Annotated in this window: 13 protein-coding genes; 6 read left to right on the top strand and 7 right to left on the bottom strand. The window is 66.8% G+C overall.

All coding sequences use genetic code 11. The annotated features are described in order from the left end of the window. Positions 1-22: 22 nt before the first annotated feature. The gene (locus ACXI0U_RS23440) at positions 23-406 is read right to left on the bottom strand and encodes a DUF2946 domain-containing protein (protein ID WP_043243083.1); all 384 of its coding nucleotides are present in this window, start codon (positions 404-406) and stop codon (positions 23-25) included. Between the two features lie 122 nt (positions 407-528). After that, a complete protein-coding gene (gene pdxY / locus ACXI0U_RS23445) occupies positions 529-1,398 on the bottom strand; it encodes a pyridoxal kinase PdxY (protein ID WP_479550893.1) in 870 nt (289 codons plus the stop codon). A 104-nt stretch (positions 1,399-1,502) separates the two neighbouring features. On the opposite strand from pdxY, the gene ACXI0U_RS23450 reads away from it, so the two are divergent. Both ACXI0U_RS23450 and ACXI0U_RS23455 read left to right on the top strand, forming a co-directional pair. Further along, positions 1,503-3,041, top strand: coding sequence for a sensor domain-containing diguanylate cyclase (locus tag ACXI0U_RS23450; RefSeq protein WP_431483016.1), 1,539 nt, complete (start codon positions 1,503-1,505; stop codon positions 3,039-3,041). Positions 3,042-3,088: 47 nt separating this feature from the next. After that, positions 3,089-3,493 (top strand): DUF3301 domain-containing protein, encoded by a 405-nt coding sequence (locus tag ACXI0U_RS23455; protein WP_021220995.1) that lies wholly within the window; start codon positions 3,089-3,091, stop codon positions 3,491-3,493. A 551-nt stretch (positions 3,494-4,044) separates the two neighbouring features. Here the strand turns inward: ACXI0U_RS23455 and ACXI0U_RS23460 are convergent. The 3 genes from ACXI0U_RS23460 to ACXI0U_RS23470 form a co-directional block, all read right to left on the bottom strand. Further along, a complete protein-coding gene (locus ACXI0U_RS23460; RefSeq protein ID WP_479550894.1) occupies positions 4,045-4,410 on the bottom strand; it encodes a DUF7079 family protein in 366 nt (121 codons plus the stop codon). Then, entirely contained in the window at positions 4,407-5,282 is an 876-nt protein-coding gene (locus ACXI0U_RS23465; RefSeq protein ID WP_271659471.1) for an alpha/beta fold hydrolase, read from the bottom strand. Before ACXI0U_RS23465 ends, ACXI0U_RS23460 begins: the two co-directional genes overlap by 4 nt. A gap of 67 nt (positions 5,283-5,349) precedes the next feature. Beyond that, a complete protein-coding gene (locus ACXI0U_RS23470; protein ID WP_479550895.1) occupies positions 5,350-6,141 on the bottom strand; it encodes an alpha/beta fold hydrolase in 792 nt (263 codons plus the stop codon). Between the two features lie 184 nt (positions 6,142-6,325). Between ACXI0U_RS23470 and ACXI0U_RS23475 the strand changes: the two genes are divergently transcribed. Continuing rightward, entirely contained in the window at positions 6,326-6,940 is a 615-nt protein-coding gene (locus ACXI0U_RS23475) for a TetR/AcrR family transcriptional regulator (RefSeq protein WP_043241777.1), read from the top strand. Here the strand turns inward: ACXI0U_RS23475 and ACXI0U_RS23480 are convergent. After that, positions 6,937-8,298, bottom strand: coding sequence for a DUF1329 domain-containing protein (locus ACXI0U_RS23480; protein WP_043241779.1), 1,362 nt, complete (start codon positions 8,296-8,298; stop codon positions 6,937-6,939). The genes ACXI0U_RS23475 and ACXI0U_RS23480 overlap by 4 nt on opposite strands. A 16-nt stretch (positions 8,299-8,314) precedes the next feature. Next, positions 8,315-10,069 carry a DUF1302 domain-containing protein gene (locus ACXI0U_RS23485; protein ID WP_184488130.1) on the bottom strand — a complete coding sequence of 585 codons (1,755 nt, stop codon included), beginning with the start codon at positions 10,067-10,069 and terminating at the stop codon, positions 8,315-8,317. A gap of 328 nt (positions 10,070-10,397) precedes the next feature. On the opposite strand from ACXI0U_RS23485, the gene ACXI0U_RS23490 reads away from it, so the two are divergent. The 3 genes from ACXI0U_RS23490 (at position 10,398) to ACXI0U_RS23500 (ending at position 14,403) form a co-directional block, all read left to right on the top strand. Then, positions 10,398-11,234, top strand: coding sequence for an extracellular medium-chain-length polyhydroxyalkanoate depolymerase (locus tag ACXI0U_RS23490; protein WP_431483019.1), 837 nt, complete (start codon positions 10,398-10,400; stop codon positions 11,232-11,234). A gap of 71 nt (positions 11,235-11,305) precedes the next feature. Further along, the gene (locus ACXI0U_RS23495) at positions 11,306-13,066 is read left to right on the top strand and encodes an ATP-binding protein (protein WP_043241785.1); all 1,761 of its coding nucleotides are present in this window, start codon (positions 11,306-11,308) and stop codon (positions 13,064-13,066) included. Continuing rightward, positions 13,063-14,403 carry a sigma-54-dependent transcriptional regulator gene (locus ACXI0U_RS23500; protein WP_431483020.1) on the top strand — a complete coding sequence of 447 codons (1,341 nt, stop codon included), beginning with the start codon at positions 13,063-13,065 and terminating at the stop codon, positions 14,401-14,403. The genes ACXI0U_RS23495 and ACXI0U_RS23500 overlap by 4 nt, the downstream gene beginning before the upstream one ends. The last annotated feature ends 958 nt before the right edge of the window (positions 14,404-15,361 follow it).

Raw genomic sequence — 15,361 nt, forward strand, 5'->3', positions numbered from 1 at the left:
GAGGGATGACGCGAGGGGTGGATCAGGCGAGGGATGCGGGCGGTGCGCGGGAACGGGAGCCGGGGAAGATGGCCGAGCCGGCGTGGCCCGATGCGACTGGCACCAGGCGCGGCGCGCGGACGGCATCCAGCAGGGTGGAGGCGATCAGCGGGGCGGAGCTCAGCGCCGGGCAATTGAGCAGCAGGGTGCAGTAGCCGCACTTGGCCCAGGCCGCCTCGTGGCCGGGCTGGCCCGGCGCCTTTTGCGCGGTGCCTTGCTCGGCGGAACAGGCCAGCTCGCCCATCCAGTCCGGCACGCCCTGGCGGTCCAGGCTGCGCGCCTGGGACAGCAGCGGACCGGCGAACACCAGCAGCATGGCCAGAAGGCCAAGCCAGGCGCCGCTGCGGTTTGTCGTGTGTCGAGCCAAGGTGCCGTCCGGGACAGGGGATTGGAACGGGTGCAATGCTAGCCGCGCACCGCCATGGGTTGAAGCATAGCGGCTGAGTCACAAGGCCGCAGTGCGCGGCGGCAAATTCCCGTGGGGCCCGGTCAGCCCAGGCGCCGCGCCTCGAACTTCACCCGGGGGTGAACGAGGCGGTCCTGGGCGCGCACCAGCTCCAGTTCGTAGCTGCCACAGGCCTGGGTCTCCAGCAGCACTTCATGCACGGCGGCGGCACTGAATTCGAAGGCCTCGATCAGGTCGTTGTCCAGCAGCAGGCGCGCCAGGAACACTCCGGAGGTGAGGTCGCCCACGCCCACCGGTTGGCGCGGGAAGGCCAGCAATGGGCGGCGCAGGTGCCAGGTGCCTTCGGCGCTGACCAGCAGCATTTCGAAGTCTTCGGCGGCGCGGCCGGGGTAATCCAGGTGCTTGACCAGGATCGCCTTCGGCCCACGCTCCAGCAAGGCCCGGGCCATGCCCACGCAATCCTCCAGGGAGGTGGGGCGGCGGCCGGCGAAGCTGTTCAGCTCCAGCTGGTTGGGGCACAGCAGATCGGCCACGGCGGCGGCCTCTTCGAGGAGGAAGGTGCTGACTTCCGGCGCCACGATGCAGCCCTTCTCCGGGTGGCCCATCACCGGGTCGCAGAGGTACAGCGCCCGGGGGTTGGCCTGCTTGATGCGCGCCACCACCTCGAGAATCTCGCGGCCCTGGGCGGCGCTGCCGAGGTAGCCCGAGAGCACGGCGTCGCAATTGCCCAGCTCGCCGATGGCGGCGATGCCCTCCACCAGCACCGGCACCTGGTTCGGCGACAGCACCTCGCCCGTCCACTGCCCGTACTGGGTGTGGTTGGAGAACTGCACGGTGTTCAGCGGCCAGACATTGACCCCGAGACGCTCCACGGGAAACACCGCGGCGCGGTTGCCGGCATGGCCGAACACCACATGGGACTGGATGCTGAGAAGGTGGGGCGTTCGTGGCATTGAATAAACCCTGGTCTCGACGGGAAGAAAGGCGGCCTGACGTGCAACGACAGGTTCACTACCATAATGGCAAGATTCTCCCATCCTCCGCCGTCAGAGCCATCATGGAATCCCTGTATTTTTCGCCGATGCTGCTGGGACTCAACCTGATGCTCGCCAGTGCCGTGGCCTGTACCGGCCTGTGGTATTTCTCCCGCCCCTACCGTGGGCCGGGCTTCTGGATGGCTGGCGCCTGGCTGCTGATTCTCGGCATCTTCTCCTTCTTCGTCTTCGTCGCCACCGGCAACCGCCCGCTCAACGTCTTCGGCAACGCCACCCAACTGGCAGGCGAGGCGGTGCTGATGCTCGGCGTGTTCCGTTTCCTCGATCGCCCGCTGCCCTGGTGGACGGTGCCGGTGAGCGCCGGCCTGATGGCCGCGGCCAACAGCTGGCACTGGTGGGTGGCGCCGCTGAACAGCGAGCTGCTGATCGCCATCTACGCCGGCATCGGCGGGTTGTTGCCGCTGCAGGCCGCCAGCGCCCTGTTGCGCCACCCGCGCGACGCGGAACTACGCGTCGTCTGCCGTTGCGTCGGCATCGTCCTGCTCGGCTATGCCCTGGTCACCCTGCTGCGCGGCGGCATCGCCGTGCACGATTGGCTCAACGCCATCGAGCACCCCGACGTCACCCGCTCCATGGCGTACCTGCTGCCGTACAACTTCGCCATTCCACTCTGGGTCATCGCCCTGGTCGGCCTGGCGCTGATGACCATGCGCCGCATCCTCCTCGACAGCCAACGCAACGCCCGCCAGGCGGAGGCCAGTGCCCAGCGCTTCGAACGCCTGATGAACGTCACCAGCTGCGGCATGCTGGTGCTGCAGGACGGGCGCATCCAGGACAGCAACCCGACGCTCGACGCGCTCTTCGGCCAGCCCCGCGAAGGCCTGCTGCAGCAGACGCCCGAGCAGCTGTTCGTCGATGCCGAGCGCGCGCGTATCGGCCCGTTGCTCGCCCAGGCCGACGGCACCCCCGCCGACGTCACCGCCCTGCGCCGCGATGGCTCGACCTTCCCGGCCGAACTCTCGGTCACCCACCTCGATGGCGCCGGCCAGCAGTTGCTGGAAGTGCGTGATGTCAGCCACCGCAAGGCCCTGGAAGAACGCCTGCGCCTGCAGGCCACCACCGACCCGCTGACCGGCGCCCTCAACCGCCGGGCCTTCTACGCCCGCGCCGAGCACGAGTTGCAGCGCGCGCGGCGCCAGGGCCAGACCTTGTGCCTGGCGATGCTCGACCTCGACCATTTCAAGCGCATCAACGATGCCCACGGCCACGGCAGCGGCGACCAGGTGCTCTGCGAATTCAGCAGGCTGTGCCAACGCGAAGCCCGCAGTACTGACCTGTTCGCCCGCTTCGGTGGTGAGGAGTTCGTCTTCCTGCTGCCCGATACCACCCCCGACGCCGCCCGCAATTTTCTCGAGCGCCTGCGCGAATCGGTGGAGCAATTGCGAGTGGATGCCAATGGCATTTCCCTGCGCGTGAGCGTCAGCATCGGCCTGGCCGCCAGCCCGCCGAACGCGGACCTGCACCTGCTGCAGGAGGCTGCCGATACGGCGCTTTATCGCGCCAAGCAACATGGCCGCAACCGCGTCGAACTGGCCCTCTGAAATCGCTGCGGATGGGTTAAGCTTCTGGGTATTCCAGGGGAGTGATCATGATCAGTCTGGGCGATGTATTCCTGTTTATGCTCTTCGCCGCCGGTGCCGCCTGGCTCTGGCGTGGCCACGGCATTCGCGAGCGCGCACTGGCGCTGGTCAAGCAGCACTGCTCGCGTTTCGACATCGAACTGCTGGACGGCAACGTCGCCCTGCAGCGTCTGACCGTGGTCCGCGATGCCCGGGGTAACCGCCGCCTGGCACGCATCTACGGCTTCGAGTTCACCGTCACCGGCGAGCAGCGCCTCACCGGCACCATCCAGATGTTCGGCAGCCACGGCGGCCGCATCGAGCTGGATGCCCACCCCTTCGAGCCGCCAGCGGCCTCGGAAGGCAACGTCATCCAGATCAGCGACTGGCGACGCAGCCACCCGCGCCCGGATGAGCAACGCCACGTCGAATGAAGACGCTCTGTTTGCGTTGTGTGTTGCAGTCTTTAAGCAACCGCTTAAGCACGTTGGTTTTCGGGCATTTATGGACCTCTGCCACCTCCACCGCATGGGTTTCGCTCCGCTCTACGCCATCCTACGAGTGCGGCCGCTGCAACGCAGCGCGTACCGAATGTGATGCGCACATCAATAGATATCTGGGTGAATAAAGCTGGAGCAGCCGCGAAACGCCCCTTCCCAGGAGGCCGAGCGAATCGTCGTGTAGGGGGTTGAGCGACATGGATGTCGCGAGAGCCGCGATGGGCCAGGGATGGCCCTTCGCGGCGTGCCCCTGGAACGATGATGGAGCGAGGGGAGTCTGGCTTTAGCCAGACCCGTATGGAGGGGCAAGCCTCTTTGGTTTCTTTCTTGGCGACTGAAGAAAGAGACTCGCCCGGGGGGGCGAAACCAGAAGCATCAGCAAAACTCGGCAATCAGCTGGACTCAAATCCTCTAGCAACACTTAACGCAGACATAGCCAATGAAGACGCTGTTTTCCACAGCACGGCCGCTGTGGAAAACTCGCTTCAACTCTCTAACGTCACCCTGTGGATAACCTGCTGCCACTGCTCGCGGTTGGTGTAGGTCATCGGCCAGCGCAGTAGCCGGCAGCGCCAGCGGAACCAGCGGCTGGCACGCCGCGCCCGGTTAAGCCGGCAATGCTCGAAGAGCCATTCGGGATCGAAGCCGATCCACTCCCCCGCCACGCTCCAGGCGTTCAACCAGACCACCGGTGCCACCTCGTAAAGGTAGATGGCCTCCAGCTCGGCCGGGGGCAGGGCGCTGGCGCGCAGCGTGTCGGCTATCACGCGCAGGTTGGCCTCATCCCGTTGGGTGTCCAGCCACAGCTCGGACAGCGCCAGCCAGACCCGCTCCCGCGCCGCGTCGCTCATCGCTGCAGGAGGAAGCCGGCGGCACGCTCGGCGGCGGCTTCGGGGAATTCCTGCATGAAGCAGTGCCCGCCCTCCACCACTTGGGCGCCGACATGGGGGTTCAGCGCGCTGATCCGCGCCACCGAACGGGCGACGAAGGGGTAGCTGTGCTGGCCGTGGAAGATCTGCGTCGGCGTGACGATGCGTGCAAGCGAGGGCCATAGGCGCTTGGGGCAGGAACTGAAGATCTCCGCCTCGCGGCTGGGCCGGCATTTCAGCTCGACGCCGCCGTCCACCGCCTTCAGCGCGTGCTCCACGTAGGCGCCCAGGGCGTCGTCCGTCCAGCCCTTGAAGATGCCGCGCCCATGCAGGGCGGCGAAGGCGGCGGGGCGATCCACCCAGTGGCTGCGCCGGGCCCGCGCGCGCTTGGCCATGGTGGTGCGGCGGTGCAGGCCGAGCACTTCGGAGAAGGCCATGACGCCGATCATCGCCGGGGTGAAGAGCACCGGGTCGAGCAGCACCGCACGCTGGAACAACTCGGGGTGGCGCGCCAGCACCAGGCTGGTGAGCACGCCACCAAAGCTGTGGCCGAGGGCGAAACGGGGGACGTCGCCGAAGATGCCGCGCCCGGCCTCGAAGGCTTCCACCGCCAGTTCGGCGTTGCGGTTCCAGCCGAGGAAGCGCCCGCCGTGGTCGCTGTCGCCATGGCCCTGTACGTCGCAGAGCCAGAGGTCGAAGTGCTCGCTGAGGGCTTCCAGCATCGGCGAGTAGGCGCGGCCGCAGAAGCCGTTGCCATGGAGGAAGTGCAGCAGGGGCTTGCCGCTGGGCTGGCTGTGCCAGCCGCGCAAGGTGAAGCCGGCGGAACTCGGGTGGGACCAGGCGGACAACTGCATCGCAACGCACTCGAAATGAACTGCGTGCAGTTTATCCGCCGCGCCGCCTCCGGCGCAGCCGTTGCGTTCAGATGGCGGCGTGTTCGCGGATGAAGGCATCCAGCAGGCGGTTCAGCGCCTCGGGCTGGTCCAGGGGCGTGGCGTGCCCGGAGTCGGCGATCACCTCCAGCTGTGCGTTGCGCAACTGGCTGACGTAGGCGGCCTTGGCCGCCACCGGGGTGTAGTCGCGGTCACCGCTGATCACCAGCAGCGGGGTGTTGGCCCGGCAGGCGCCCGCCAGCGCCGACCAGCCGGGGATAGCGCCCATGGCATGCAGGTAGGAACGCCGGTCGTTGCCGGCGATGCGCGCCATCACCCGCTGGCGCAACCCGGCCTGCTCCGGCTTGGGGAACAGCTTGCCGGCCAGCAGCCGCGCCATGCCGGCGGGGCCGAACAGGCGCACCAGGATGAAACGCAGCGCCACCTGCCAGCGCACCTGCCAGCTGTCCACGGGGAAGTTCGGCGAGCTGTTGATAACCGCTGCCGCGCGCACCAGGTGCGGGTGCTCGGCGAGCAGCTGGAAGGTGATCATGCCGCCCATGGAGATGCCCACCAGGATGCAGGGCTCCAGGTCCATGGCGACGATGAACTCGGCCACGTCGGCGGCCAACTCGGCCATGCTCACCGGCGCGCGCAGCGGTTCGCTGGCGCCGTGGCCGCGCAGGTCCAGGGCGTAGACGCGGAAGTGCCGGGACAGCGCCTCGACCTGGGGCTGCCAGTCCTCCAGGGAGGAACCCAGGCCGTGCACCAGCAGCACCGAGGCGCCCTCTCCCTGACAGATATAGTTGAAACGTCCGCCCGACAAGTTGATCTGTTCCATGGTCGAGTTAATTCCCTTTTGAATATTCGATGGCCAATAAAAAGGCGCCGTTCCTTATTAAAAGGACCGATGAAAAGTTGGTGGATCGGATAACTTCCGAAGCGCCCGTAAAACAAGTTTCCGGTGTTTGCCTTTGTCCGCCCAAACCTCCTAGAATCGCCCAGCGCCGACTCGAGAAACCACCATGTACAGCATCGCCAGTCCGACCCAGGCACGCAGCAAGAAAGCCCTGGAGCGCTACCTCAACGTCGCCGCCGAACTGCTCGCCAACGACAGCTTCGAAGAAACCGGCATTTCCCAGATCGCCCAGCTCGCCGAGTCCTCGGTGGGCACCTTCTATCGCCTGCTCGGCGACAAGGACGTGCTGCTCTATACCGTCCACGAGCGCTTCGTCGAACAGAGCCGCGAGGCGGTGGACGGGGTCATCGCCAGCCTGGAGAACCTGCCGCTGCCCGCGCAGATCGAGGGCTTCATCGAGGGCGTGACACGCCTGTTCGATGGCAGCGAAGGCCTGCTCCGCGCCCTGATCCGGCGCAGCTCGATGGACGTCCAGTTCCGCGAGCGCTTCCACCAGCTCAACGCCTACATCGGCCAATCCTTCTGCCGCATCGTCCTCGCCCATGCGCAGGAACTCGGCCATCCGCAGCCGCAGCAGGCGGCCGACCTGACCGCCCACATGCTGCTCGCCAGCCTGAATTACCTGACCATGGTCGGCACCCTCGGCGTCACCCCCCGGGAAGTTGTGCCGGGGGAACTTTCCCGCCTCGTTTGCAAGTACCTGGAAGTTCGCCGGGTTTAACGCCGGCTGTCCCGCCTTAGTTGTGCCGGGGTGAAGTCGGACGCCTTCAGCGCTATATCGAATTCATCCGCCGGCTCTTCGTTGGACAATATGCCGATTACATAGCGGCCGCCGATCAGGTCATATACGGCGTCGCCCTTGGTCCATACCAGCGGCTGGTCGTAGAGGTTGATGGTGTAGGACTCACCCACCCGCCACAGCTGGTCGCGGTTGTCGTAGTGGTCCACCAGCAGCACCTGGTAGCTGTCCTCGTCGAAATAGAAGTCGCGCTGCTTGTACTGGTGGCGCTGCCCGTCCTTGAGGGTGGCGCGCACGTGCCAGACGCGGTGCAGCTCGTAGCGCAGCAGGTCGGGGTTCACGTGGCCGGCCTTGACGATGTCGGCGTACTTGCTGGTGCGCGAGGCGAAACGGTAGCTGTTGTAGGGCACGTAGAGCTCTTCCTTGCCCACCAGCTTCCAGTCGTACTTGTCCGGCGCGCCGGAGAACATGTCGAAGTTGTCGGTGGTGCGCAGCCCCTCGGAGGCGGTGCCGGGGGAGTCGTAGGCGACGTTCGGCGTGCGCCGCACGCGGCGCTGGCCGGCGGCGTAGAGCCAGGCCAGGCGCGGTTCCTTCACCTGGTTGACGGTCTCGTGCACCAGCAGCTCGGTGCCTGCCAGGCGCGCCGGCGCCAGCACCGACTGGCGGAAGTAGAACAGCACGTTGCCGTTGTCCTTGCTGTAGTCGCCGGCGTTCTGGTTGAACAGGAACAGGTCTTCGATGCGGGTCATGAAGTAGTCGCCGCTGGCGTGGGGCACGGCCTGGGCGTAGTAGCGCTTGACGCTGTTGCCTCGGAAGCGCACCAGGTGGTTCCACAGCACCTCCAGCCCCGACTGGGGGATGGGGAACGGCGTGGCGACCTTGAAGTCGGCGATGCCGTTGCCGTTCTCGATCAGCTTCGCGTGGGTGGCGTTGTCCTTGATCGCGGCGTACACCGCCTCGGGGTAGGAGGCCGAGCGGCGGGTCGGGTAAACCACCAGCTTCCAGCTGTCCGGGTAGCGCTTGAGCATGGCCAGCTGGCCGGGGCTGAGGTGGGCACGGTACTGCTCGGCGTTCTTCGCATCGATGCTGAACAGCGGCTGGTCGGCGGCGAAGGGGTCCTTGTAGCCGAGGGTCTTGTCGTAGGCCGCGGCATCGCGGGCCAGGCCGCCGGTCCAGGCGGGGATGGTGCCGGCGGCGTTGCCGGCCTTCTCCGCGCCCAGCGGGGTCAGGTCGGCCCCCAGGCGCGCGGCCTGGTCGGCACCCACCTGGGCCTGGGCGAGCGGCGCGGCCAGCAGCAGGGCGGCGAGCAGGCTGCTGTGGATAAGTCCTGGTCTGTGCATGGCGTCGAATCCCTTCTCAGAAGCTGTACTTGATGTTGAAGCTGACGAAGTCACGGTCGCTGCGCTTGTTGGAGACACCGCCGCCGCTGTAGCCCACGTAGCGGGTGCCGACGGTGAGGGACTCCTTGTAGATGGCGTCGATGCCGGCGGACCAGCTCTGCGCCTCTTCGTCCAGGCCGTTGGTGAGCTGGGGCGCGACGCCGTTGATGCTGTACTGGTAGCCGAAGGACGGCACCAAGTTCACCAGGTTGAGCACGTTGGTGTAGGTCAGCTGCAGGCTGGCCTGGGCGCCGGTGGCAGTGCTGGTGGCCTCGTAGTAGTCGACGTCGGATTCCAGGCCCTGCACGCGGCTGGCCACCAGCTCGGTGAACAGGGTCGCCGAGTCGGCGCCGAGCACCCCGGTGAAGTTGTAGATGGCGGCCAGCGACGCCTGGTACATGTCCTTCTCGCGGTAGCCGTCCAGGTGGGTGCCCACGGGCAGCCCATTGGGGTTGAACAGCGCGTCGGGCAGATACTCGTTGAGGCCGAGGGCGATGGGCGTGTCCGGGCGGTAGCTCAGCTCGCCGGCCAGCGACAGGCCGTTGAAGATGCTGTCGCCGCCGATGGAGGTGTTGAAGCTGATGCCGAACAGGTCGCGCTTCTCCAGGTACTCGGCGTAGTAGCGCGAGCTGCTGGCGTCGGGCACGGTGCCGACGACAGGCAGCGTGACCTGGCGGCCGACGGTGAGCCCGAGCATGGGCACCTGCATGTTGTAGCGCAGGTAGTAGAAGCCCAGCTCGGTGTCGTTCAGCTCCGGCACGTACCAGCGCAGCGCGAGGCCGTACTGGGCGGCGCCGTCGGCATCGATGTCCTGGGCGCGGGGGATGAAGGTGGTGGGCAGGTAGGCCTTGAGCAGGTTGTTCAGGCCGCCCGGTGCCAGGGCATCGGCATAGGCCTGGGCCATGGCCGGGTTGTCGAAGGCGCGGCCACCGGCGACGGCTTCCTGCAGCGGCGAGACGGACAGGTAGTTGCAGCCTTCGCCGATCACGTCGAGGGTCGAGTAGTAGGTGCCGCAGGGGTCGATCTTCGAGGCTTCCCAGGCCTTGCCCGGTTGCCAGTAGCCCTCGACGCTGAGGTTGTCGCGCAGCTCGAAGGAGGCGTAGGCCATGAAGGTGGGCATGTACGCCTCCTTCACTTCGGAGCCCGGCGCGCGCAGGGCGTTGATGTCCACCGGGTTCGTGGCGCCGATACCGTTCTGGTAGAACAGCCCCTCGCCCCAGTTGATCACCTGGCGCCCCAGCCGCGCGTTGAGGGCGCGGTCGTTGACCGTCCAGCTGCCGTAGACGAAGGCGTCCAGCAGGTCGGCGCTGGAGCCCGCTTCGTCGAGGCCGGCGTGGCTGATCTGACGGTGGCGGCGCTCGTCGTCCTTCAGCTCGAAATCATAGAAGGCGCGGCCCCGGACGAACACGCCGAAGCGGTCCTGGTAGCGCAGGTCGAGTTCGGACACCGCCTTGACCACCTCGGAGAAGAGGTCGCCACGGCGGAAGTTGAGGTCACCGTCGTCGGAGTTGATCAGCCCGGCGTTGTCGCCGGTGCCGCCGTTGGCGCGGGCGATCAGCTTGCTGTCCTGCCCCTCCACGCGGTAGCTGAGCCCGTAGGACAGGGTGGTATCGAGCGAGGTGGTCCAGTCTCCGTCTCCGGAGCGCACCTGAAACGCCTGTGCGCCGCCCAGGGGCAACGCGCCGAGCAACGCCAGGCCGGCTGCTGCCAGGCCTCTTCCTTGATTTGCCACGATGGTCTCCAGCTGTTGTTTTTATCGGAATCGGAACATCGGTTCCGAAATAATCTAATCCTGCGCATTGCCGCTGACAAGACGCCGCTCGAATTATTTTTTATCCACAGGTGCGGCACCGGGCTGGCCATCGCATAGCGGCGGCTCGTGAGCTGTGGGTAGGCACCCTTAGGCCCCGCCGTCCGTCGCCTTGGCGCACCTGTCCACAGGCTCTGGAACGCTGCTCTCCCCCGCCACACTGAACGAATTTCGATCAACCCTATTGACGGAATCGGAATTTCTGTTTCGATTTAAAGGCGGTCAAACAACAACAAATAGGAGACCCGTCATGCCCCTTCGTACCCTGCTCTGCGGCCTGCTGCTGGCCGTCTGCCTCGGCCAGCACGCCCTGGCCGCTTCCCGCTGCAGCGAACGCCCCCGTACCCTGCTGCGCCCTGCCGAAGTCAGCTGTTCCTACCAGAGCACCTGGCTGGATTCCGGCCTGGTGGGCCAGCGCAAGATCATCTACCAGACGCCCCTGGGCACCCCGCCGGCCGGCGGCTGGCCGGTGGTGCTGATCTACCAGGGCTCGTTCTTCCCCCTCAACGACTTCAGCTACCACAGCAACCTGCCCTTCGGCGGCTACTACGAAGGCAAGCTGGTGCAGAACCTTCTGGACCACGGCTACGCGGTGATCGCCCCCAGCGCCCCGGCCGACCTGTTCTGGCAGACCAACATCCCCGGCCTCGCCCAGGCCTATGAGCTGAGCACCGACTACGACTTCCTCGGCAACGTGCTCGCCGCCATCGCCAGCGGTCACTTCGGCCCGCTCAACGCCCAGCGCCAGTACGCCACCGGCATCTCCAGCGGCGGCTACAACACCAGCCGCATGGCCGTGTCCTTCCCCGGCAAGTTTCGCGCGCTGGCGGTGCAATCCGGCTCCTATGCCACCTGCAGCGGGCCGCTCTGCGTGGTGCCCGACCAGCTCCCCACCGACCACCCGCCGACGCTGTTCCTGCACGGTTTCGTCGACGCCGTGGTGCCCTGGTGGAGCATGGACCTCTACTACGACCGCCTGCTCCACCAGGGCATCGAGACCGCGCGCTACACCGAGCCCCTGGGCGGCCACGAGTGGTTCGCCGCCTCGCCGGCCAAGGTGCTCGCCTGGTTCAACGCCCACCCCTGATCCACCGCGGACGCAGCCCGGGCCGGGTCCATGCTATCGTCGCCGCCTGTCGCGACACCCGGACCCCGCCCGTGCTGCCCCGTTCCCTGCGCATCGCCCTGCTGACCCTGCTGCTGTTCGCCGGCCTGCTGCTGACGATGCACCTGGCCGGCCGCCACGCCGAGCGCCAGGCCCTGCGTGAGGAGGGCCAGCAGGCCGGCGCCCAGCTGGGCCTCTACGCCGACGCGCTGAGCACCCTGATCGACCGCTACCGCGCCCTGCCCGCCGTGCTCGCCCTCGACCCGGAACTGCGCGAAGCCCTGCAGCAACCGCTGTCACCCGAGCTGCAGCAGCGCCTCAACCTCAAGCTGGAACGCATCAACGGCGCCGCCCACTCCTCTACCCTCGAGCTGATGCGCAGCGACGGCCTGGCCATCGCCGCCAGCAACTGGCGCCTGCCCACCAGCTACGTGGGCCACAACTACGGCTTCCGCCCCTACTTCCTGCAGACCCGCACCCACGGCACCGGGCGCTTCTACGCGGTGGGCGTGGTCAGCGGCATCCCCGGCTACTTCCTCTCCCACGCCATCCACGACGAAACCGGCCACTTCCTCGGCGCCATCGTGGTGAAGCTGGAGTTCCCCGAGATCGAACAGCAGTGGCGCGAGCGCCCGGACACCATCCTGGTCAGCGACGCCAAGGGCATCGTCTTCATCGCCAACCAGCCGCAGTGGCGCTACCGCGAACTGGCGCCGATCGACGCCGCGCAACGTGCCGAACTGGCCGCCACCCGCCAGTACGACAAGAAGCCGCTGACGCCCCTGGTGCACCGCACCCTCGATGACTTCGGCGACGACAGCCGCCTGGTGCGCGTGCAGGGCCCCGATGGCGAGGCCGACTACCTGTGGGAATCCCTGGCGCTGCCCAGCGAAGGCTGGACCCTGCACCTGCTGCACCGCCCGCAGAACGCCGCCGGCAACGCCCGCGACGCCAGCCTGGCCGCTGGCGGGCTGTGGCTGGCGCTGTTCTTCCTCGCCCTGTTCCTGCACCAGCGCTGGCGCCTGGCGCGGCTGCGCCGGCAGAGCCACGACGAACTCGAACGCCTGGTGGAACAGCGCACCGCCGCCCTGCGCACCGCCCAGGACGGCCTGGTACAGGCGGCCAAGCTGGCGGCTCTGGGGCAGATGTCCGCCGCCCTCGCCCACGAGATCAACCAGCCGCTCACCGCTCTGCACATGCACCTGGGCAGCCTGCGCCTGATGCTCGACAACGGCCAGCTGGAGCAGGCGCGTAACGCCCTCGGTCGCCACGACGAACTGCTGCAACGCATGGCCGCCCTCACCGGCCACCTGAAGACCTATGCCCGGCAGAGCCCCGGCGGCCTGCGCGAGAAGCTGGAGCTGGGCAGCGTGGTGGACAAGGCCCTGCAGCTGCTGGCGCCGCGCCTGCGTGACAGTGCCGTGCACATCGAACAGCACCCGCGCCCATTGGCCTGGGTGCAGGGCGATGCCATCCGCCTGGAGCAGGTGTTGGTCAACCTGCTGCGCAACGCCCTCGACGCGGTCGCCGGCCAGGCCGAGCCGCGCATCGACATCCGCCTGCAACGGGACGATGGCCACTGGTGCCTGGAGGTCGCCGACAACGGCGGCGGCATCCCCGAGGCCACCCTGGCCCAGGTGTTCGACCCCTTCTTCACCACCAAGCCGGTGGGCGAAGGGCTCGGCCTCGGCCTGGCGGTTTCCTATGCCATCGTCCATGAACTGGGGGGCCGGCTGAGCGCCGGCAACCGTGACGCCGGCGCGGTGTTCCGCCTGTGCCTGCCCATCTTTGATCCTGCCGAGGAGCAGCCATGACCCCGAACCTGATCTTCGTCGACGACGAGGCCGCGATCCGCGAAGCGGTGCGCGAGTGGCTGGAGCTCTCGGGCTTCACCGTGCGCCTTTGCGCCAGCGCCGCCGAATGCCTGGACGGGCTCGACGCCGACTTCGAGGGCGTGGTGATCAGCGACCTGCGCATGCCCGGCATGGACGGCATGGCCCTGCTGGAAGCGGTGCAGGCGCTGGACCGCGAGCTGCCCTTCCTGCTGGTCACCGGCCACGGCGACGTGCCCCAGGCGGTGGAGGCCATGCGCCTGGGCGCCTACGACTTCATCGAAAAACCCTTCACCCCCGAGCGCCTGCTGGGCAGCCTGCGCCGGGCCCTGGAAAAGCGCCGCCTGACCCAGGAGAACCGCCGCCTGCGCCGCCAGGTGGACGACCGCACCCGCCTCGATGGGCAACTGATGGGTTTCTCCCGCCCCATGGAACAGCTGCGCCGCCAGGTGCTGGACCTGGCGCAGACGCCGGTGAACATCCTCCTGCGCGGCGACACCGGCAGCGGCAAGGAACTGGTCGCCCGCTGCCTGCACGACTTCGGCCCACGCGCCGGCAAGCCCTTCGTGGCGCTGAACTGCGCGGCCATCCCGGAGAACCTGTTCGAGAGCGAGCTGTTCGGCCATGAGAGCGGCGCCTTCACCGGTGCCCAGGGCAAACGCATCGGCAAGCTGGAACATGCCGACGGCGGCACCCTGTTCCTCGACGAGATCGAGAGCATGCCCCTGGCCCAGCAGGTCAAGCTGCTGCGCGTATTGCAGGAGCAGCAGCTGGAGCGCCTGGGCTCGAACCAGAGCATCCGCGTCGACCTGCGGGTGATCGCCGCCACCAAACCGGACCTCAAGGAGGAAGTGCGCGCCGGGCGCTTCCGCGAAGACCTGCTCTACCGCCTCAACGTCGCCGAGCTGCAGCTGCCCGCCCTGCGCGAGCGCCGCGAAGACGTGCCGCTGCTGTTCGAGCACTTCGCCGCCCTGGCCAGCGAACGCCTCGGCCGCCCGGTCCCGAGCCTCACCCCCGCCGAGCTGGCCCAGCTGCTGGCCCACGACTGGCCGGGCAACGTGCGCGAGCTGGTCAACGCCGCCGAGCGCCATGTGCTGGGGTTATCCACAGGCGGCCATGCAGCCGACAACGCCGCGCCCTCCCTCGCCGAGCTGATGGAAACCTACGAGGCCCAATGCCTGCGCCAGGCCCTGGCCCGCAGCAAGGGCGACATCAAGGCGGTGATGGAGCTGCTGCAACTGCCCCGCCGCACCCTCAACGAAAAGATGCAACGCCACGGCCTGGCCCGGGGCGAGTTCCTGCCGGGTGATGAAGACTGAAAGCGGTCAAAAGCTGAGCACAGCCCTGAAAGCGCCGTAGCGACTGGCATACAGAAAACTATTCACAGGCCGCTCACAGTTGGCTCCACAGACATTGTGGACAACTGGGAATGAATGCGTTCGCCTGGGGATTTCTTCGCGAATGAATTCGCTCCTACAGGTGCTCGCCCGCCTGTGGGAGCGGTTTAAACCGCGAATGGGCGATACTGGTCGAAATATGAGCGCAACCCTGAAAGCATTGCTGTGACTGGCACCAAGCAATCTATCCACAGCCAACCAACAGCTGGCTCCACAGACATTGTGAGCAACTGGGGATGAATCCATTCGCCTGGGGATTTCTTCACGAATGAATTCGCTCCTACGGGTGCTCGCCTGCCTGTGGGAGCGGTTTCAACTGCGAATAGGCGGCACTGGTCAAAGTCTGAGCACAACCCTGAAAGCACCGCTGTTACTGGCGCCAAGCGATTTATCCACAGACAACCAACAGTTGGCTCCACAGACATTGTGGGCAACTGGGGATGAATCCGTTCGCCTGGGGATTTCTTCGCGAATAAATTCGCTCCCACGGGGACTCGCCCGCCTGTGGGAGCGGTTTCAACCGCGAATAGGTGGCACTGCTCAATATCTGAGCACAAGCTTTAAAGCAGCGCTGTTGCTGGCATACAGAAATATATCCACAGTCCGCTCACAGTTGGCTCCACAGTAATTGTGAGCAACTGGGGATGAACTAGCTCGCCTGGGGATTTCTTCGCGAGTGAATTCGCTTGTATGTCCTAGGGTGGAACCTGTCGGGGGGCGGAGGGAGCGAAATCGCTTCTGCAAGCCAGACCGTGGGAGATTTCTCCCGCCCCTCACCTCACTGCAAGCGCCGATAAGGAATCCATCGGCTCAGGTCCGCCCCCGAGACCGACCATATCTGCAAGCCTGCGCCATCGTGAGCCCCCGACAGGTCATTCCA

The sequence above is a fragment of the Pseudomonas sp. C9D1 genome (assembly GCF_056491235.1).